Source organism: Treponema parvum (assembly GCF_017893945.1).
GTDB lineage: Bacteria > Spirochaetota > Spirochaetia > Treponematales > Treponemataceae > Treponema_D > Treponema_D parvum_A.
This window is the reverse complement of record NZ_CP054257.1, coordinates 841448-860755: the sequence shown is the minus strand read 5'-3', so window position 1 is coordinate 860755 and position 19308 is coordinate 841448. Positions and strand designations below refer to the sequence as shown.

The window sequence follows — 19308 nt, the reverse complement described above, 5'->3', positions numbered from 1 at the left end:
AAATATAAAATTAATATATGCTGATATATTTTTTTACAAACCAACCCAAAGTTTGCGAAAAAATTGCCGACAAGCTGGAATCTGCCGGATATCAGACAATCGTATTAGAAAATCAAAAAATGTTTTTTCACCTTTTAAATTCAAGCGACGAAAAGCCTTCGCTGTTTGTCATGGATTATTCTATGTTTCAGCACGACGTGCTTAACATATACCGCTACATGAAAGAAAAAAATCGTATCGTGCCTCTGATATTTTACAATGACCCGTATCCCGACGAAACCGTCCGCGCGCGTTTTTGGATGTATCAATGCCGCACGCATTTCAAAGATTTGGACATAAGCCCTCTAAAAGACGCGTTTTATATCATCGCGCAGGCGGTCGATTCCAAAGAATTAAAGCCGTATATTCCTCTAATCCAAAAACCGCTTCCCTTCCATGACAAAGAAATCGACAATAAGATGCAAAGCCCGCCTCAAAAACCGGACGGTATAAATATTTATGAATTAAGGAAAAAGATGAAAATGCCGCCTTCGGTTTTTCATCTTTTTGAATTTCTATACGAAAGAATGGGGATTTTTGTTTCTGTTGACGAACTGAGACACACCGTACTATTAAACGGAAGAACAGCGTGCCCGGGGAGCGTATCTTCTTATATTTCCCGCCTACGCGCATGCTTAAATCGCTGCAAAAACTGCAGAATGGATATTTTATATTCAAACAAATGCTATAAATTAATCTGCTATTAAGGCGGATACGGATAAATTCTTCATACCGGCCGCGGCAATCGCCACACACCGCCTTTAAAACAAAAAAAAGCCGCCGCAAAAGCACAAACGCTGCGGCAGCCTTTTAATCTATGCAATTTTTTTTGCAAAAACTATTTATTCAATGAAGCGGAGATGCGTTCAAGCACCTTTTTACGGTCAAGCGGCTTTATGATGTAATTTTTTGCTCCGAGAAGCAAAGATTTTTTTACCAATTCCTCTTTTCCGAGAGCGCTGACCATAATAACTTTTGCGTTTTTATCAAAAGCCATTATCTGCTCAAGAGCCGTAATTCCGTCCATCTTGGGCATAGTTATATCCATCGTAACCAAATCCACGTTCGGGAACAATTCCTTGTATTTATCAAGTCCGTCTTTTCCATCTTCGGCGGTTGCAATCACTTCATAACCCTCGCTGGCAAGGATCTGTCCGAGTTGTTTTGCGACAAATAATGAATCATCTACGATAAGGACACGGTATTTGGACCCGTCCGGTTTTACACCCTCGGGCGGACGTTCGTTGATTGACGGAAAATCTTGTTTTGTTTTCATATCGTTACTCTCCCCAAATTATGTGCGTTCCCTAATAGAAACATTTATTTCAACTTTACCGTATTCCGTTATAAGAGGAACTATAAGAGCCTCAATATTTTCGGAAGAATTTCCGCTTAAAGCGGCAATTTCCATTTTTTCGCCTACAAAAAGAACCGGAGGCGTGAGATCGAATTTAAAACCCAGTTCGTGAAGTTTTGTTACGGCCTGCGCCGTGATGATGTTTGCCAATTCGCTGATCGTAGCCTTCGCAAGATCGTCAAAACTTGTAAGAGTTTCGTTGTTCATCTTTGAAGCGATCTTAAGGGCGGTATCCGATGTCATGTCAAAAAGAACACGGCCTTCTACATCGCCTGCAAGTCCCACCAAGGCGGCAACGCCCATCATAGGCATTGCGGTGGATTTTAAATACAAATTTCCGCGTTTTACGTCAGATCCGTCGAGAACCTCTTTTAAGACATTATATGAAATCTCTACAAAGGGGTTAATATACTCTACACGCATACATCTTTTCTCCTTAACCAGTTTTATTATTGTTTGCTGTAAATGAAAAGAGAATCTATCATCTTCTCTTCCCATCCGTGCCGTTCGGACAATGATTCATTTTCACCTAATACGACGATTCCGTTTCCTTTAAGCTTTTCGGCAAAGTCGTCAATAAGCGGGTCTTGCACGTTTTGCGGAAGCAGAGAAACAACATCGCGCGCAAAAATGATATCAACCATAGGAAGTACGTTGGTGTTCGAACAATCATGGTATTCAAACATTATAGAATCTTTTATTTCTTGAGTAAACGTATACTCGCCGTTGGCTTTATGGGTTACGTACGGAGCGTACCAATCGTTTGCAAAAGCCGGTTCTATGGACAAAAGAGGCGCGTTTGAAACGTTTAAGAGATCCTTGTCGTGAGCGTAAATTCTGACTTTAGCTTCCGGATAGCGCTTTTTAAGAAGACAAGCTAAAGAATACGTCTCATGTCCCTTGCCGCACCCTATGTTCCATACGATAATCTGTTTTGCGGCATTATCCGGCAACAATTTATAGACGTTATCCGCCAGAGCCCGCGGCCACCAGGAAGACGAAGCTTTCGACCAGAACGGACCGAGAAATTCGTCGGCTTTTTCTTTATTTTGAAGCTGAGTAGTCTTTCCGGCGCAAAGTTTAACCCATTCTGCAAAGCGGCGCTTTACCCAGTTTTCATTTATGTGCGACACATAAAATTCTTCGATCTCCTGCAAATCATGAACAATAAAGTTATAGTCCTTGTCGCTTGCTTCGGAAGGAGCCGCTCCTGAAGCGGCATTAGCCGGCGAAGGAGCGGGAACCGCATTTGCGGCTCCCTTGCCTGCCGGCGCCGCTGCGGACGGCTGCTGCAAAACCACAGGTTTAATGGGTTTGGCAATTTCGGCGTCGATTTTGCCGCTGAAAATCCTGTCTATGTCAAGCAGGATATACAGCTGCCTTCCGCTTTCAACCACTCCGTAGATATATCTTATGCTTATATCGCCGAACAAAGGGTGAGGCGGCTGGATAGTGTCTTTTTGAATGCCGACTACGGAATGAATTTCATCGACGACCGCGCCGAAGGTTTGTTCTCCTACCGTTACGATAAGCAGGTTTTCCAGCTCGTCGATTTTTTTTGCCGGCACGTCGATATTAAAAAACAGTCTGAAATCTATGATCGGAATAATATCTCCGCGCAGATTATACACTCCAACGACAAACGGCAAAACATTCGGAACGTAGGTAAAGTGTCCGACCTTCGCTATTTCCTTTATTTTCATTATATCGATAGCGTAGTCTTTTCCGGCTAACGAAAACGTTATCATTTTAAAATCAACGGCGGAAATTTTTTCTTTTTCGGAATTCTCGCCGTCCTTATCAAGCAATTCGGTATCCGTCTGATTTTTAACGGCTAATTCGTTAGAAGCATCCATAATTTCCTACACTCCTCCGGCAGCAACAGCTTTTTGTGCATCTATTTCCTGACTCACGCCCAAATCAAGCAGCTGCGACACGTCGATAATCAAGGAAACAGAGCCGTCCCCCAAAATGGAGGCGCCGGCGATTCCCGGCGAATCCGTAAATTGATCGCGAAGCGGTTTAATAACCACATCTTCTTCACCTATCAAGGCGTCAACCATTATTCCAAGCTTTTTATTCTGAGCGCCTACGATAACTATATAGTGATATTCTCCCGAATCGTCTACGGGAATATTAAACAGCCGGCTAAGGCGAAGTATGCTGATAACTTCGTTACGCACATTCAGAACTTCGTAATTGTCAATGGTGCTGATTTCATCCAAATGCACGCGGCGGCTTTCTATTACGGACGCGACAGGGATGGAATACACTTCTTTTCCTACGCGCACCAAAAGTCCTTGTATGATGGCGAGCGTGAGCGGCAGACGAATGCTGAACGTAGTGCCTTTCCCCAGTTCCGAAGAAACAGTAACCGTTCCGTTAAGTTTGTCGATCATAGTCTTAACAACGTCGAGCCCTACTCCGCGGCCGGAAACGTTAGTTATCTTGTCGGCTGTGGAAAAGCCCGGATGGAATATGAGCTGTGCGGCTTCCTGTTCGGTAAGTATTTTATCCGGGTGAATAAGCCCGCGCTGGACGGCTTTTTCTTTTACCTTTTTAATGTTAATGCCCGCTCCGTCGTCGCTTATGTCTATATTGATCATATTGCCTTCGTTTGCGGCTTTTAAAGTAACGGTACCGGTTTCAGGTTTGCCGGCGGCGATGCGGTCGGCAGGCGACTCAATTCCGTGGTCTACGGAATTGCGGACACAGTGCATTATAGGATCAAGCAGATCGTCTACAACCGTCTTGTCCAATTCAGTCTCTTCACCTTCAACTACAAGGTCGATCTTTTTATTGAGATCCCGCTGCAAATCGCGCACTACGCGCGGGAATCGGTTAAATATCTGGCTTATGGGAACCATGCGGATCTTCATAACGCCTTCCTGCAATTCCCCTGTAATACGTCCCAAATTTTGGGTGGAAGAACGGAATTTAAGCGCAAGACCTTTAAAAGAAGTTTCAAAGGCGTCAAAGAAAGAATAGATGTCTCCGAATTCCTGAGTTATTGCCGTCTGAATGTCCTTTACGGATGCGCCGTTTTGAACTTCCTGAAAATACTTGGAAATCTGTTCAAAAAGACGGTGGATACGCTCTTTATACGCGAGCTCCAGGCTTTGGAACTGTATCTGCTGTTCGGAAAGCTGGTTCGACTGCTGATTGAACGAAGCCTTAGTTATGACGGTTTCGCTTACCAGATTCAAAAGATAATCTATGCGTCTGGAATCCACGCGGAGAATCGAACTTGCGGCGGACGAATGCGAAGGAGCTGCCGCGGCCGCCTTAGGCTTATCTTCGCCTTTTTCATCAGGAGAAGACTTTTGAGAAGCTGCCGGAGCCGCTTCCGCTTGTGAAGGCGCGGCTTGCGGCGGAGCGGTCTGCGCCGAAGAAGCTGCCGCGCTCGAAGGCTGAGTTGCGCCGGAAGGCTGCTGCGCCTGACCTAAAGACTGCGCCGCGCCGGGAGCGTTCGCGTTAATTGAGCTTTCCGTCAATTCTTTTGCGTCGGTACTCAAAGTAACGTCGCTTAAAAAGGCAACGTCTTCCAGTTTTTCTGCGGAAGATTCGGTGGCCAAAAAATAAACTACGGTAGGATAAAATTCGTCCTCGTATAACGCGTCAAAATCCGGAATCGTCTTTAAAACGGTTCCGCAAGCTTTGAGTGCCGAAAATACTTGAATTCCGCCTACGGAATTCATCGGGTTATTTTCATCAAACTGAACGGTAACGGCCCATACGCGCTGCTTTCCCGAACAGGCTTTCTTAAGCTCGGCATATTCGGCTTCGGTAACAGAAACCGCCTGATCCCCCTGACTCGGCGCAGCGGCCGGAGAAGGACTTGCCGGTGCGGGAGACGCTTGAACGGCGGCTGCCGGCTTGGAAGAAGACTGGGCTCCAGCTTTGCCCTTGGTTTTATCTTTTGCGGGAATAAACGCATGAAGTTTGTCTAAAAGCGGCGCAACGTCGCCGTCGTACACGGTTCCGTTCGAGCGCGCCTCAAGCATATTTTTAATTACGTCTATGGAATTCAGCAATACGTCGACGACATTTTCGTCCACCTTTAACCGGTCGGAACGCAGCTCGTCAAGTACGTCTTCAACGCTATGAGTGAAAGTAGCCAATTCATTCATCTCTACGGTGGCGGAACCGCCCTTGAGCGTATGCGCGGCTCTGAATATTTCATCGATGGCTTCATGATTCGAAGGATCATTCTCTATGACAAGAATATTGCTTTCAAGATTTTCAACCTGCTGTTCGGCTTCCGAAAAAAAGTCCTTCAACAGTTCTTCATTATTAGCATCCAAATAATCACTCATACTTTTCTATTCTATCGGAAAGCAAAAGGATGTCAAGGACAAACGGCAAAATGAACGAATATTTATATAAAAATCATTGAGCACGAAGACGTGCGGAGCGGAAAATTTCAAGGAATTGATTAAATCCGTCTACGCAAATAAGATATTTATGCCGATAAGGTAGACGGGGATTTATAAGTATGAAATTTCGTAATTTTCACCGTATTTTAAAAAGCGCCGTACGCATGTGCTTTGCATTGAGCCTGTTTTACTGTGCGGAGCGCACGGCGGCTATAACTTCATTCAGCGGTCAAGCCGGCGCCAAAACGGATATTAAGTCGGACGCAAACTCGGATTATTTTGATCCGACTATGAATTTGCAGTCTTTTTTTTCAGGACAATTTGATTTTCCCGGAAACGTCACCGTCCGCTCGGAATTTTCAATTGAAACGGCCGACATGATCTCAAATGGTATTTTCAACGATACGGACGCAAAATTCAAAATCGACGAAATTTCCGTCACAAAGCAATTTTTATTCGGAAATTTTTCAAACTTCTTCAGTTTATTTGCAGGCACATACGAGCCCATAGGTTCGGACATATTTTTAAGACGTCACTTCGGCATAGAACCGATCGATTCCATGCTCACGCAAAGCTGGCTCGGGCTGAAAAGGTCTTCCGTGCTTCCGTTTTACGGAATCGGGGGATCCTATATACTTCAAACCGATATTGTTCCCTTCGCGGCCGGAACCTTTATATATGTGAATCATCAAAACACCGATAAATACGAATTCAATGCGGATCTAAGGTTTGCCTGCGCGTTTGACAATTTTTGTATGGATGCTGCCGGAGGAATAGGAGCTCCGCTTAAATCGGAAAATTCGAGCGGAGATACGAATTTTCTGGTCATAGACGAATTGTATCTGCATGCGGGCATGGAAATGTTTATAGGAAATAACTACAGCGGTGGTATTTTTGCGGAAGCGGGATTTAAAGACGTAAAACTCACCCGCAGCGGCAGCACAGACGTAGATTTTTCCGAGGACGACCTTTATCTTTTGATCGAACCGCGGATAGTTTTCCGCTATGCTAAGCTTTATTTAAGCCTTTTCCGCTTTCCTAAAGAAACGGTCGATTCCCTTTTCTTTATAGACGATTCGCTTGGTGTCGACGTCGCGCTTTTTACGGACAGCATAAGGTCAAAAAGAAGCGCCGTACAGTTGGGCTCGCACCTCAGCGTTTCATGGGCTGAAAAGAATTTAAGCTATATAAAAGACATCGCGGGCGACGTAAAAAAAGCTGCAAAAGAAGAAAAAAACGTCAAACTTTCTCCTTTTGTAACCGTATCCATGCCGTCCTGTGTTTTTCAAGCGATGATACAGATCGTTCTTACGGGCATAAAAAACAGGCAGGAAAGAGCCGTTACGGCGAACGTAAGCTGCAAAAAATTCTTTTAGCGAGTTCGCAGCCTCAGTCTAGCCGCATCTTCATTTCTTCAAACAACTCCCCCGCTACTTAAAAATGCAGACGCGAAAAGCGTCTGCACGCTTCTATCACATCTTTGTGGTGCCCGAACGCGCTGAAGCGTACAAAACCTTCTCCCGCAGGGCCGAAGCCCGATCCCGGCGTTACGACGACGTTACATTCGGCAAGAATTTTATCAAAGATATCCCAGCTCTTATACCCGGGGAAAAACACCCACAAATACGGAGAATTTCCCGTGCTGTAAACCTTTACGCCGGATTTTTTGAAATTTTCGGCAGATAACGCGACCGTCATTGTCTTTACATTTTCAAGATAATAATCGATAAGACTTTTCATTTCGGAAAGTCCCGTCTCGTCAAGGGCGGCAAGAGCTCCGGCTTGTGCAATATTGGAAGCGCCGTTAAAAAGGGTCGTCATAACTCGGTTCCAATCGGAGTGAACAAGGCTTCCGTCGGCAAATTTGAGTTTTTTAGGAACGACGGACCATCCCAGCCTTACGCCCGTAAAGCCCGCCGGTTTTGAAAAAGAATTTATCTCTATCGCGCAATTTTCGGCGCCGGGAATTTCATATATCGTTTTAGGCAAAGACGAGTCTCGTATAAAAGCCGAATAAGCCGCATCGTATATTATGACACACCCTCTCTTAAGCGCATAATCCACCAGATGCTCTAATTCTTTTTTAGAAGACGCAGCTCCGGTAGGATTGTTCGGAGAGCAAAAATAGATGACGGAATCGGGAGGAACGACTGACAGGTCGGGGAAAAAATTATTTTCAGGAACGCAGGGCATGTAAACGATACCCTCGTAGCCCGTTCCGTCCTGTTTCATTTTTCCCGCCGCGCCTATAACGACGGAGCCGTCCACATAAACCGGATACGCCGGATCCTGTACGGCAATTTTTACGTCTTTACCGAACAGAACTTGAACGCGCGCTATGTCGCATTTTGCGCCGTCGGAAACGAATACCTCGTCCGGAGAAATCATATTCGGGTAAAAAACTTGAGCCAATTTTTCTCGAAGAGCGGCCATACCCTGTTCGTCTCCGTAACCGGAATAGCCTTCAGGCGTTGAAAGAGCGAGCGCATAGTCCGACATGGCCTTTGCAATGTGCGGCGTAAGAGGTTCCGTCGTGTTCCCTATTCCAAGGCTTATTATGGAAGCGTCCGGATGACGAGAAGCAAACTCGCGGCGGCGTCTGGCAACTTCGGGGAAAAGATACCCTGCAGTTAAATTGGCAAATCCTTTGTTTCTGTTTATCATAATACGATCTTACAGGAAACGGCGCCGTTTAGCCAATAGGAGAAATACGCAGGCTCATGAACCGCAGTCACCTCTAAAAACTGCAATTTTTAAAAGTTCCCTCAGGCGATCCCGCCCCAGGGAATATTCAGCTGTAAACATAAATTTTTGTATTTTTCAGATTCGTCATTTTCGGGAAAACCCGTAACGAAAAGCGACTGATCGGCGGTATGTTCCTGCAAGAGATCGGAAACTGCGCCGAAAATATCGGCGTCTTCTTTGGGCGGGATTTGCGCTGCCGTTTTAAGAGCTTGACGCACTACCCCTTCGCGGGAATCCACAACGGTAACGCCGGAGCCGGCGCATTCCTCTATCTCTTTTTTAAGATGAACAAAATGAGTACAGCCCAAAACGATTGTATCGCAGCCGGAAGAAATAAAAAAATCCACCGCAGGGCGCACAGCCTTAAGTCTTTCTTCTTTGCCGGACGTAAAAAATTTGTTTTCTACAAAATATACCAGATCCGTATCGGCTCTCGGCACAAGCCGGCAATCGGAAGCGAAATTTTCACAGAGCTTTTTCGTATACCGGTTGGAAACGGTTCCTTCCGTCGCAAGGAGTCCTATCACGCGGTTTTTTGAAACCTCCGCGGCAAGTTTTATCGCAGGAACGGTTCCGATTATAGGCACGTGCGGAAAACGGGAACGCAAAATATCGAGCGACGTCACCGAAATAGTATTGCAGGCGATGATGATCGCATCGGGGTTCCATTTATTCAAGATCAAGGATACGCACTTTGAAGACGACAGGACTATGTCGTCGGCGGTCTTAACTCCGTACGGAAAGTGCTTTGTGTCGGCAAGGTAAACGCAAAAAGCTTCAGGGCATTTTTCCTTGAGAAACCGCATATAAGGAATACCGCCGGTGCCCGAATCAAAAAAAGCGAACTTCAAGGACATATGAGACTTCCGAAAAGACTGTTAAAAGCGTCGCGGGCGCTCTGTCCCGCTTCGGAGCCTTTTTTGCCCGTCGCTCCGTTTTTTTCCGAAATCCCTGAAAAGACGAGCTTTATCGTAAAATTATCGCAAAAATTGGATTTTTCTTTATCGCGCACAAGCTCGCTGACGGTTTCGCGGCAATCGTAATAAGCTCCGGGCGAATAAAAGCGGCAGTTTTTGCACGAATGCAGATCCGCGCCGCAGACCGGGCATTCGGAAGTACGGGAAATAAAAGTTCCTTGGGCAATAGAATTTCCGCATTTCCAACACATGGATGATATTTTATACGTTTGACTAAAGCGGCGCAATACCGTAGGATTATCGTATGTTCCAGCAAACTCCATGTCATGTTTCTTCCTGCCTTAAAGCGGAACTGTCCTCCTTTGATGGCAGCGGAAATATAATAGGAACGGGCGGCTATTGCCTAGATCACATTCCCGATCCGGAAAAAGCGAAGCAGGACATTTTGGCTTATATAAAGGCACATGAAAAAATCATAGGTCTTAACGCTTCAGGAATTGCTTTTTGCGATCTTGATTTCAGCGGGAAAAAATTCTACGGCTGCAATTTTCAGCACTGTACTTTTTCAAACATAAAAGCCGAAGAGATGCGAAGCCGCATGAGCGTCTTTGATTTTTCGATCTTTACTGACTGCAATCTGCTTAAATCAAACATACAGTTCTGCTCGTTCGGCGGATGTACGTTTTCACACACGCTCCTTACCGGAAGCGACCTTGTTCAAGACAATTTCTGCGGTCTAAAAGCGTTTCAGTCTTCTTTTGACGACACCGACCTGTACAATTCCCGCTTTATAAAGGCGGACTTGATCGACACTTCCTTTAGAAACTGCAACATAAAAAAGACGGTTTTTTGGGAAATAAAGCGGGAAAACGCTTCTTTTAAACTGTCAAACACCCGTGAAGCAGAATTTGACAGAAACGGAAGCGAATTATTTTCTACGGCGGGACTTTCGTGAGGTAAAATGAAAATTTATTTTTATCTTAATATCACGGGGTTTTCAAACTGTTATCTTGTCGTAAACGAGCACACAAAAGAGGCTTTGATCGTCGATCCCGGAAAGATCACAGGCTACATGATCGACCGGCTGGAAGGCGACGGTTACGCTTTGCGCGCAGTGCTTATAACGCATAACCATTCAAGTCACGTAAAAGGTCTTCAAACTCTTTTGAAAATCTACGATCCTAAAATTTACGCGGCGGATCTGGACGTAGCTCAAGAAAGAACGACGGTCTTAAAGGCGGACGGTCATATTCTCGCTGCAGGACTTAAAATTCAGTATATGTCGCTGCCGGGACACACCGCCGATTCCATGATCTATAAGATAGGACAGGTAATCTTTACAGGCGACACTGTTTCCGCCGGAAAAATAAGCTCGACCGGCAGCTTGTACAGAAAAAAAATACTCATAGAAAACATAAAAGCCAAGATTTTTTCTCAGCCGGACGACACGATACTTTTGCCCGGACACGGCCCTATAACTACGGTAGGAACGGAAAAGCATTTTAACAGCGATATAGTGCTGTGATTTTCAGCGGACTGTAAGCCAGACCCTGCCCGCGTTAAAGCGCCATCTGTCGAACGCATACGAATCCAACACTGCTGCGGCGTCTTCAAGTCCGGCGGCCTTTGTTTTTATGATGTAATCGGCGCTCGCCTTTTGATTTTTTTGAACGGAAACCCATGACGCGCGGGCCATATAATACGGTTGAAGCTGAGAAAGCGGTTGCTGCATGAGATAGGCCATCGTCTCGTTATGCATAAGATATGTGTCGTTTAAATCGTATTGAAGTCCCGGCTGAGTAGACCAGAACCGGTGTAAAAACGCAAGGGCGTTTTGATCCATAGTGTAGTAAACGGCGGCGACGGCATTTCTAAAATCCGCGTCGGTAAAAAATATTCCGTGCCAGCCTTCGTGTGCGGTAAAGGTTCTTCTAAGCCATTCCTGAGATTCCTGCGAAATCGAAATAACCGCCCCGCGGCCTGCGCCGTAAGAGCCGTCGGCCTTGCTTACGATAACTCCGTTTTCCAAAAGAATGTCGCGCAAAAGGTATTCCTTTTGATTTAAAGCGAAGCCTTGTTTATATGCATCCGAAAAAAACTCCGCCAAAGAAGCGGCGCCGTAATCGTACGCATTGTATCCGTGCAGATTGCCGAGTTCCGCATCCGTAAGCAGCCTGCCACGGTAACCGCTTTTTTCAGCATAAAACGCAAGCCGTCTAAAAAAATCTCTCTGTATCGAATAAGACTTTACGTCAAAGAACAAAACCCCGGGAAACTGCGGCCATTCGAAAAGCTCGTAGTCCTGCCCGCGCCACGTGCGCGGCTTCCACGATATGACAAGGCCTGGATCGCAAACATAGGGGAGAAGCACATTTCCGTCCTTTTTTTTAAGCAGCTCCGAGGGCGCGGCTTCCATCAAAACGGATAAAATCAAAGAAGAATTATCGCCAAGCGACACCGTATCGAAGGGAGACTGCAGAGCCGCCGCAGGGACGCACTGGGTAAACCCCTGCCCTTGGATGCCCGTATAGTAAAAGGTAAGTTTTTCTCCTCCGAACGATACAGTCACGGGAACAATCTTGGCATTGGGTGCTGCGAAAATTTCAGCTGGTTCGGCGGATGCTGACGATCCGGGCGCGGCTGTTTTTCCGACGGATTCGGCAGATGAGGCCGTGTCGGAAACTCCGGCGCCTCCCGACATGGCGGCGTTTTTTTCAAGCTCCACTGCGAATGTCCCCTCGGCCGAAGCCCCTTCCGCAGGCACAAAGCCCACTTTTATAAGCGGCATAAGCGAATCGGCCGTATTTTGCACGGGAAAAACGGACTCTGCCCCCGAAAAGTCAAAAGAACGCAGAGCGCTCCCCGCCGTTCCGCCGTTAGGGGCGAAGGCAAAAAACATTTTACTTTGATCCCACCCAACTATAGGACGAATAAGACTCGCTTTGACAAAGGCTGCGGGCAATGCGCTGTAAACGAAAAAGCCTGAAGGAATGCGGAAATTCTTACCGTCTTTTTCCCGTGAAAAACAAAGCGCCAAAGTAAAACGCACGTCCTTTTCGGAAGCGACGGAAGAAAGATCTGCGCTCACGAGGGGTCTGCCGCCTATTTCCTTTTTAAGTTTTCCGAACGAGGAAAAATCTTCTTCATATAAAAATCCCATCGAAAAGGTTTTTTGCAGTTTTGAAGTTTTAAGCAGCGAAAGATTTTTCGGCGAAAGTCTTTTGACTTCGGCTTCAAGCGCAAAAGCGGCGCCTCCGTTTCTTTCGTACTGAAGCTCCATGAAAGACCTTTGTTCATCGGTAAAGGCAAAATAAGCATAAGACGACCGGGCATAAAACGGGCTTGGTGAAAAAAACCGGCCGGAAGACCGATCGGCGGATATATCTACTGAAACGGCCTGCCCTCTTCTCGGAATAAAAGCCTTTTTTGCGTTGCGGTTTACGGCGTATAAGGGCGACGGAGCGATTTGTTGATCCTCAAAAAAGATTCGTAGATGTGAAATTCCCCCTGAACTGCGCACGAGAGTGAACAACAAGGCAAAAATCGATATAAACAAAGCGGCAAAAGCGATCACGGCCGAGCGGTTTTTGTTCTTACCTCGTTCAAAAAAACGTTTTATAAGCAATTTTATTACTGAAATTTTCTTGGAAAAGAAAAGAAAAAGCGATTTCATAAACGAATACTACACCGTTTGGCAAAAAAGCGCTATACTTTTTTGTTATGGCGTTTTTTATAGTCCCGCATCCTTCGGACAGGATTTTTCTTGCGGACATGCAGAAAAAGCTTTTGCACAGCATAAACAAGCGTAAAACAAGCAGGATCTTTCCGTATTTTCCGTTATGGCTTGAGCTTGACGCTATTGACACTATTGGCGCCGCAGCGGAGACCTTCAAAAACCGTCCCGATGTTCGCACGGAAAACTTTCAGGATTTTAGCGGAACAGAAGCGGGAGAACCTTACGCAAAACGGATAAAAGACGCTTTACAAAAAATAAAAGACCGGATTTCGCTCGTGCAGGCAAAAGACATCGCCGTAAACAAAAACGGCGTTTTGCTTTCGTTTACGGTAGAATTCGATAAAAAAAGCTATGTTCAAAATATTACGCTCGGAACTTTCGATCTTGAAACTATGCCGCCTTTTTTTGAAAACATTGTTCCCTGTGAAGTAAAAGACGAAATAAAAGCCGCGCTTCCTAAGAATTTCCGCGTATTCGAGATAGCTCATGTTAAAAAAGAAGAGTATTCTTGGAGCGCCGACGGCTCGCTCTGGGTAAAGTTAAAAAAAACTCAAAATTGATACCGGATTTTGCCGCGGACATAGGCGCACGTCAGCGGGCATCGGCGGCGACATCAGTGGACGCCGGCAGACACAGGCGGGCATCGGCGGCGCCAGCGAGCTCAGGCGGCATCGGTGGACTCAGGCAGTCAAAGACAGACTCTAAACCGCGCCGTATTTTGCATAGTACGCGTCGATTTTTTCCTTTATCTTGTCGGTGATAATTCCGCCGGGAACATGCAAGGCTTCTACGACGTCTTTCATGGAAACTATCGCACGTGCGGGGAAACCGTATAAACTTGTGATTTCGCCGAGTGCGCATTTTTCGCCCTTTCCCTTTTCCATACGGTCAAGGCTAACTATGAGGCCGACTATTTTAACCGCATCGGGAGAAGAACACTGAGATTTTATGACGGGCAATGTTTCTTCTATCGATTTGCCCGAAGTCGTAACGTCTTCAATCATGACGATCCTGTCGCCGTCTTTTATCCTGCTTCCCAGCAAAATCCCCGTGTCGCCGTGATCTTTCATTTCTTTTCTGTTCGAACAGTAGCGAATTTCTTTGCCGTAAAGGCGGCTGTAAGCGATCACCGTTGCGACGGCAAGAGGAATTCCCTTGTAAGACGGGCCGAACAATATGTCAAAATCGTCTCCGAAATTTTCGCGGATAGCCTTTGCATAAAATTCCCCGAGCCAAGCAAGCTGCGAGCCTGTAACATATGCGCCCGCGTTCATAAAAAAAGGAGAGAGCCGTCCGCTCTTAAGCGTAAACTCGCCGAATTTTAAAACCTGCGACGAGATCATAAAATCTATAAACTCTTTTTTGTAGTCTTCCATGCAAAGATAGTAGCACAAGGATAATTTTAAAGTCCACAGACGATCCGGCAGGAGGCAAAGCAGCGTACCTCCTTGCAATGCACGAAAAGTACGAAATTTCCCGCACAACAGCTCACCCCAGCGACAGTACGGGAAATCCCCTTCTTAGACACTTGTAGAAATGTTTTAAGAAAGTATTTGTGGATAGATAATAATTACCCGTCCTCTACGAACGAACCAAGGGACAGCCGTTTTGGCGTGCCCACCGCAAAACATCATTCAAGCGTGTCTGATAATTCTTTTTGCCCACACTTTGTAACCAAGCAAGATTATCAACATCAATTCTGAATGATACGGATTTTTTCAACGGTTTTAAATATTTAAAATGACCCCGAGCAAAATCTTCTTCGGTGAGTTCCGGGATGTCATCAAAATTGATCCCTTTTGCTTCGATTTCAGAAACTCTTTCAGCCGTTAATTTTTCTGCAGTAAATGTCATAAATTTTTTTCTCCTTCGGCGAAGCAAGCCGCGCGGAAATCAAGTGTATACGGTCATTCTCTGTGTAACTTGCCGCAATTACAAAAATACCGTTTGTACACCCCAAACCCAAATATCTGTCCTGGTCACTTGTAGAATGCAAATTATCATAAATCTCATAAAAATGCGAATCGCTAAACACATCCAAAATCTGCTCAAATGAGAATCCATGATTCTTAATATTTAGCTCATTTTTCTCACTAAACCACTCGAAACGGCCTTTTATGATCAGATCGCCTTTTGGCATCCTTTTTCTTAAACCTCTACAATTATCATATTTTGTATATACAAGGATGTCAATAATTTGCCACAAAAAATAAACTTAAGCGTACCGAATTTGATTTTCGGCGCAAAAAATGATATAATTTTACGTCAAATGCAAATATTTCTTTGTTTTTCAAAAAAAATAACGCGTTTTTCCTTTTGTACGGAAAAATGATAAAAAGCACCGGCCAAAATACCGCCGCTGTTTTTGTTGAAGCATCCTGCAAAAGTTTTTATGGGAGAAGCCATTTATGGAACAAAACATTACCGAAGTTATGACGCATCTGGTCTTTCAGATTGCAGTGATCATTTTTGCAGTACGGGTATTCGGAAATCTGGCGGAAAAAGTCGGTATTCCTTCCGTTTTAGGGGAATTGGTCGCAGGAATAATAATAGGGCCGTATGCTCTCGGAACGATTCCTTTGCCGGGGTTTGCGGACGGACTTTTCCCGCTCAATTCAGCTTCGCTCGCGGTAAGTCCGGAACTTTATTCGTTTTCGATACTGGCGTCGATCATTCTCTTGTTTTCGTCGGGAATAGAAACGGATCTTAAACTGTTCCTTAAATATTCCGTTACGGGTGGAATAATAGGATTCGGCGGAGTGGCCGTTTCTTTTTTGCTCGGGAATATAACCGCGATGATCATGCTTAAAACAAATTTTATGGACGTGCGGAGCCTTTTTTTAGGAATTATGTCTACGGCAACTTCAGTAGGAATCACGGCTCGTATTCTTTCCGACAAAAAAAAGATGGATTCGCCCGAAGGCGTTACGATACTTGCGGCCGCCGTCTTTGACGACGTTTTGGGAATCGTATTGCTGGCGGTAGTCATGGGAATCGTTTCAGCCCTCTCCGGCGGAGCGGCGGTCTCAGGCGGAAAGATCGGCCTTATTGCATTCAAAGCGTTTTCCATATGGCTTGTTTTTACCGCTCTGAGCATAATTTTTTCAAAGCAGATCGCGCGTTTCGTGCGGCTTTTCGGCGGATCGTCGGATTTTACCATAGCCTCGTTCGGCATTGCGCTGGTGCTTGCCGGTATTTTTGAAAAGCACGGGCTTGCGATGATAATAGGAGCCTATACGACAGGCCTTGCCCTTTCGAGCACTGAAATCGCTCCCGTGATACAAGAAAAAATCCACGGAATATATAAGTTTTTTGTGCCTATTTTCTTTGCCGTAATGGGTATGAGCGTAAACATAAGGGAACTTGCGGATCCTGCGGTTCTTATATTCGGTTTCGTCTACACGGCGCTCGCCATAATTGCAAAAATAATAGGCTGCGGCGGCCCCGCCTTCCTTTTGGGGTTCAATTTAAAAGGCGCAATAAGAATCGGCGCAGGCATGATTCCGCGCGGCGAAGTAGCCCTCATAATCGCCGGAATAGGACTTACGGCAAAGGTAATAGATCAGGAACTTTTCAGCGTAGTGATTTTGATGACGCTCGTTACCACACTGGCGGCGCCTCCTCTTTTAAATGTGCTTTTAGGAATGAAGGGACGCGGCACCCGCAAAGAAATAAAATCGTCCGAAAGCCAGCAGTTTATTTGGGACTTTAAAGACGAAGAAATCGCAACCCTGATCCTTGACATGTTCATCGAAGAATTGCGCAAAGAAGGTTTTTACATTCAAATGCTCAATATCGCCGAAGGAGTTGCTCAGGCGCGAAAAGGAGATATTTCTCTTGCGGTGGCGGCGGAAGGTTCGAAGCTCAACATTCAGACTGCTATGGAAGACATGGGCTTTGTAAAGGGCGAAATATACGAAGTAGTCCTCAGGCTGAATAATTCGCTTTGCTCGCTCGAAGCCCTAAAAAACACAAACGCCCTAAAACAGGGACTCATAAATTCCGAAAACCGCGTGGAACCGGCTATTATAAAAGTTATTTCAAAGGACGTTATAAGCAGTGAGCTTAAAAGCACAAACAAGGAAGATGTGCTTGAAGAACTTGTTTGGCTGCTTGAAAAATCGGGCAAGGTGATCGATCACAAGGCCGTTCTTGCGGACATAAAAGCGCGTGAAAACATCATGAGCACGGGGCTTGAAAACGGCATCGCGCTGCCGCATGCAAAGTCGGACGGCGTAAAAGAGATCTGCGTAGCCTTCGGTATAAAAAAAGAAGGACTGGACTTTAATTCGCTGGATAAAAAACCCGCCAAAATATTTGTGATGATAGTTTCCCCGAAAAGCGGAGAATCGCCTCAGATGCAGGTAATGTCGTCGGTAACGGGCATCCTGCAAAAAACCGAATTGCGCGACAAGCTTCTTGCGGCAAACGGCGCGGATGAAATTTTATCTGTCATAGAATCCGTGAATAAAAAATAGGCCTTTTGAAAAAGACGCCGTCATTTTCAAGCCGCGAGAGACGCGGCTTGAAAAGCTGCAAACAGACTTCACAAAATCTTCGCCGCTCACGCACGCTCACAACTGCCCTTACTACAAGCGCTCCGCAATTTTGTCTATAAACTGCCAAGAATCCAGAACTTCGGTCTTGCCCTGCGCTATTCCGGCCAGATCGCCCGTCATATAGCCGCTTTCGATGGTTTTTATCGTAGCATCTTCGAGTTTACGGGCAAAGCCGCACAGATCCGGAGTGCCGTCAAGTTCTCCGCGCTTTGAAAGCGCCCCGCTCCACGCAAAAATAAGCGCGACTGGGTTTGTAGAAGTTTTTTTGCCTTTCAGATAGCGGTAATAATGCTTTTGAACCGTTCCGTGAGCGGCTTCATATTCAAAAACGCCTTCAGGGTTTACAAGGACGCTCGTCATCATCGCAAGGCTCCCGTTAGCAGAAGCGAGCATGTCGCTCATGACGTCTCCGTCATAGTTTTTGCATATCCATAAAATTCCGCCCTCGCTTTTCATAATCCGCGCAACGGCATCGTCGATGAGAGTGTAATTGTACGACAAGCCCAGTTTTTCAAATTTTTCTTTAAACTCTCTGTCATAAACAGTCTGAAATATATCTTTAAAAGTTCCGTCATAAGTTTTTGAAATAGTGTCTTTTGCGCCGAACCAAGCCGACATTTTTTCATTAAGAGCGAACATAAAACAGCTTCTCGCAAACGCCCCTATGGAAGAATCCAGGTTATGGATTCCCTGTATGATCCCGGGAGAATCCATTTCCATAATTGTCTTACGGATGATTTTTCCATCGTTTCCCGTAAATACAAGTTCGGCCTTGCCCGGACAGTCGGTTTTGATTTCGCAATTTTTGTATACGTCCCCGTAAGCGTGCCGCCCTATGACAATGGGTTTTTTCCAGCAGGAAACCGTTCCGTGCAGATTTGAAGCCAAAATCGGTTTTCTAAAAACCGTTCCGTCAAGTTCAGCGCGGATTATTCCGTTGGGACTTGGAGTCAGACGTTTTAATTTATATTCTTCGACGCGTGCGGCGTTCGACGTGATCGTAGCGCATTTTACGCCTATCCCGAGACGGCGAATAGCTTTTGCGGATTCGTAAGTGATCTCATCATCGGATTCGTCGCGGTTTTTAAGAGCCAAGTCGTAATATTCGGTCTTCAATTCGACAAAGGGATACAAAAGTTTGTCTTTTATAACTTTCCACAAAACACGGGTCATTTCGTCGCCGTCGAGTTCTGCGACAGCGTTTTTCATGTAAATCTTACTCATAGCGTTAAATTATACAGAGACGGCGCGTACCGCGCAAGGCAAATTCTTGACAGGCAAAATTTGACCCGCACCGGGGAATCGTCCTCCTGAAGCGGGCCGGAAAACCAGCCTCGGCCGAAAATCAACCGCGCAGAGAAAACAACTCTCTCCGGAAACCAACGGGGCAGAAAAATCGCCCATAAAAACCGTGCAGAGAAACCGACTACCCCCGGAAACCGGCTGGGGCAGAAAAATCGCCCATAAAAACCGCGCCGGCAAATGTCGGAACTCCCGGAAAAGTTATAGGAAAGACTGCGCTTTCAGCAGCGCCCCGACATCTGCGCGGCAGTGTCCCGACGTCCGCTCGGCGGCGCCC

Annotated in this window: 18 protein-coding genes; 6 read left to right on the top strand and 12 right to left on the bottom strand. The window is 45.8% G+C overall.

The genetic code is table 11. The features are described 5' to 3' along the window. Window positions 1-17: 17 nt before the first annotated feature. Window positions 18-746, top strand: a complete 729-nt coding sequence (locus HRI96_RS03900; RefSeq protein ID WP_210118212.1) for a hypothetical protein — start codon at window positions 18-20, stop codon at window positions 744-746. 131 nt (window positions 747-877) lie between these two features. Here the strand turns inward: HRI96_RS03900 and HRI96_RS03895 are convergent, their stop codons facing one another. From HRI96_RS03895 to HRI96_RS03880, 4 genes are read right to left on the bottom strand one after another with little or no spacing between them, the layout of a single operon-like run. Continuing rightward, window positions 878-1315, bottom strand: a complete 438-nt coding sequence (locus HRI96_RS03895; RefSeq protein WP_210118211.1) for a response regulator — start codon at window positions 1313-1315, stop codon at window positions 878-880. Between the two features lie 18 nt (window positions 1316-1333). Further along, window positions 1334-1819 (bottom strand): chemotaxis protein CheX, encoded by a 486-nt coding sequence (locus HRI96_RS03890; protein ID WP_210118210.1) that lies wholly within the window; start codon window positions 1817-1819, stop codon window positions 1334-1336. 26 nt (window positions 1820-1845) lie between these two features. Further along, window positions 1846-3252: a CheR family methyltransferase gene (locus tag HRI96_RS03885; protein ID WP_210118209.1), complete on the bottom strand. Its 1407-nt coding sequence runs from the start codon at window positions 3250-3252 to the stop codon at window positions 1846-1848. Between the two features lie 6 nt (window positions 3253-3258). Then, window positions 3259-5712, bottom strand: a complete 2454-nt coding sequence (locus tag HRI96_RS03880; protein WP_210118208.1) for a chemotaxis protein CheA — start codon at window positions 5710-5712, stop codon at window positions 3259-3261. A gap of 179 nt (window positions 5713-5891) precedes the next feature. On the opposite strand from HRI96_RS03880, the gene HRI96_RS03875 reads away from it, so the two are divergent. After that, on the top strand, window positions 5892-7148 hold the full coding sequence (locus HRI96_RS03875; protein ID WP_210118207.1) for a hypothetical protein: 1257 nt from the start codon (window positions 5892-5894) through the stop codon (window positions 7146-7148). A 58-nt stretch (window positions 7149-7206) separates the two neighbouring features. Here HRI96_RS03875 and HRI96_RS03870 read toward each other — a convergent pair whose 3' ends face one another. The 3 genes from HRI96_RS03870 to HRI96_RS03860 all read right to left on the bottom strand — a co-directional run bounded on the left by HRI96_RS03870 (window position 7207) and on the right by HRI96_RS03860 (window position 9757). Beyond that, the gene (locus HRI96_RS03870; RefSeq protein WP_210118206.1) at window positions 7207-8436 is read right to left on the bottom strand and encodes an LL-diaminopimelate aminotransferase; all 1230 of its coding nucleotides are present in this window, start codon (window positions 8434-8436) and stop codon (window positions 7207-7209) included. Window positions 8437-8537: 101 nt separating this feature from the next. Continuing rightward, window positions 8538-9374, bottom strand: a complete 837-nt coding sequence (gene murI, locus HRI96_RS03865; protein WP_210118205.1) for a glutamate racemase — start codon at window positions 9372-9374, stop codon at window positions 8538-8540. Beyond that, entirely contained in the window at window positions 9365-9757 is a 393-nt protein-coding gene (locus HRI96_RS03860; protein WP_256729289.1) for a hypothetical protein, read from the bottom strand. Before HRI96_RS03860 ends, murI begins: the two co-directional genes overlap by 10 nt. Between HRI96_RS03860 and HRI96_RS03855 the strand changes: the two genes are divergently transcribed. Both HRI96_RS03855 and HRI96_RS03850 read left to right on the top strand, forming a co-directional pair. Beyond that, the gene (locus HRI96_RS03855) at window positions 9739-10389 is read left to right on the top strand and encodes a pentapeptide repeat-containing protein (protein ID WP_210118204.1); all 651 of its coding nucleotides are present in this window, start codon (window positions 9739-9741) and stop codon (window positions 10387-10389) included. The genes HRI96_RS03860 and HRI96_RS03855 overlap by 19 nt on opposite strands. Window positions 10390-10395: 6 nt before the next feature. Continuing rightward, on the top strand, window positions 10396-10959 hold the full coding sequence (locus HRI96_RS03850; RefSeq protein WP_210118203.1) for an MBL fold metallo-hydrolase: 564 nt from the start codon (window positions 10396-10398) through the stop codon (window positions 10957-10959). Window positions 10960-10962: 3 nt separating this feature from the next. Here the strand turns inward: HRI96_RS03850 and HRI96_RS03845 are convergent, their stop codons facing one another. Next, window positions 10963-13107, bottom strand: coding sequence for a hypothetical protein (locus HRI96_RS03845; protein WP_210118202.1), 2145 nt, complete (start codon window positions 13105-13107; stop codon window positions 10963-10965). A 47-nt stretch (window positions 13108-13154) separates the two neighbouring features. Here HRI96_RS03845 and HRI96_RS03840 point away from each other — a divergent pair, with 47 nt between their 5' ends. Beyond that, window positions 13155-13730: a hypothetical protein gene (locus HRI96_RS03840; RefSeq protein ID WP_210118201.1), complete on the top strand. Its 576-nt coding sequence runs from the start codon at window positions 13155-13157 to the stop codon at window positions 13728-13730. Window positions 13731-13871: 141 nt separating this feature from the next. On the opposite strand, the gene pyrE is transcribed toward HRI96_RS03840, so the two are convergent. The 3 genes from pyrE to HRI96_RS03825 all read right to left on the bottom strand — a co-directional run bounded on the left by pyrE (window position 13872) and on the right by HRI96_RS03825 (window position 15310). Then, window positions 13872-14546: an orotate phosphoribosyltransferase gene (gene pyrE / locus HRI96_RS03835; protein WP_210118200.1), complete on the bottom strand. Its 675-nt coding sequence runs from the start codon at window positions 14544-14546 to the stop codon at window positions 13872-13874. A gap of 205 nt (window positions 14547-14751) precedes the next feature. Then, window positions 14752-15024, bottom strand: coding sequence for a BrnA antitoxin family protein (locus HRI96_RS03830; RefSeq protein ID WP_210118199.1), 273 nt, complete (start codon window positions 15022-15024; stop codon window positions 14752-14754). Next, window positions 14993-15310 (bottom strand): BrnT family toxin, encoded by a 318-nt coding sequence (locus HRI96_RS03825; protein WP_210118198.1) that lies wholly within the window; start codon window positions 15308-15310, stop codon window positions 14993-14995. The genes HRI96_RS03830 and HRI96_RS03825 overlap by 32 nt, the downstream gene beginning before the upstream one ends. A gap of 268 nt (window positions 15311-15578) precedes the next feature. On the opposite strand from HRI96_RS03825, the gene HRI96_RS03820 reads away from it, so the two are divergent. After that, window positions 15579-17648, top strand: a complete 2070-nt coding sequence (locus tag HRI96_RS03820) for a fructose PTS transporter subunit IIA (protein WP_210118197.1) — start codon at window positions 15579-15581, stop codon at window positions 17646-17648. A gap of 111 nt (window positions 17649-17759) precedes the next feature. Here HRI96_RS03820 and HRI96_RS03815 read toward each other — a convergent pair whose 3' ends face one another. Continuing rightward, window positions 17760-18953 carry an NADP-dependent isocitrate dehydrogenase gene (locus tag HRI96_RS03815; protein WP_210118196.1) on the bottom strand — a complete coding sequence of 398 codons (1194 nt, stop codon included), beginning with the start codon at window positions 18951-18953 and terminating at the stop codon, window positions 17760-17762. Window positions 18954-19308: the final 355 nt, after the last annotated feature.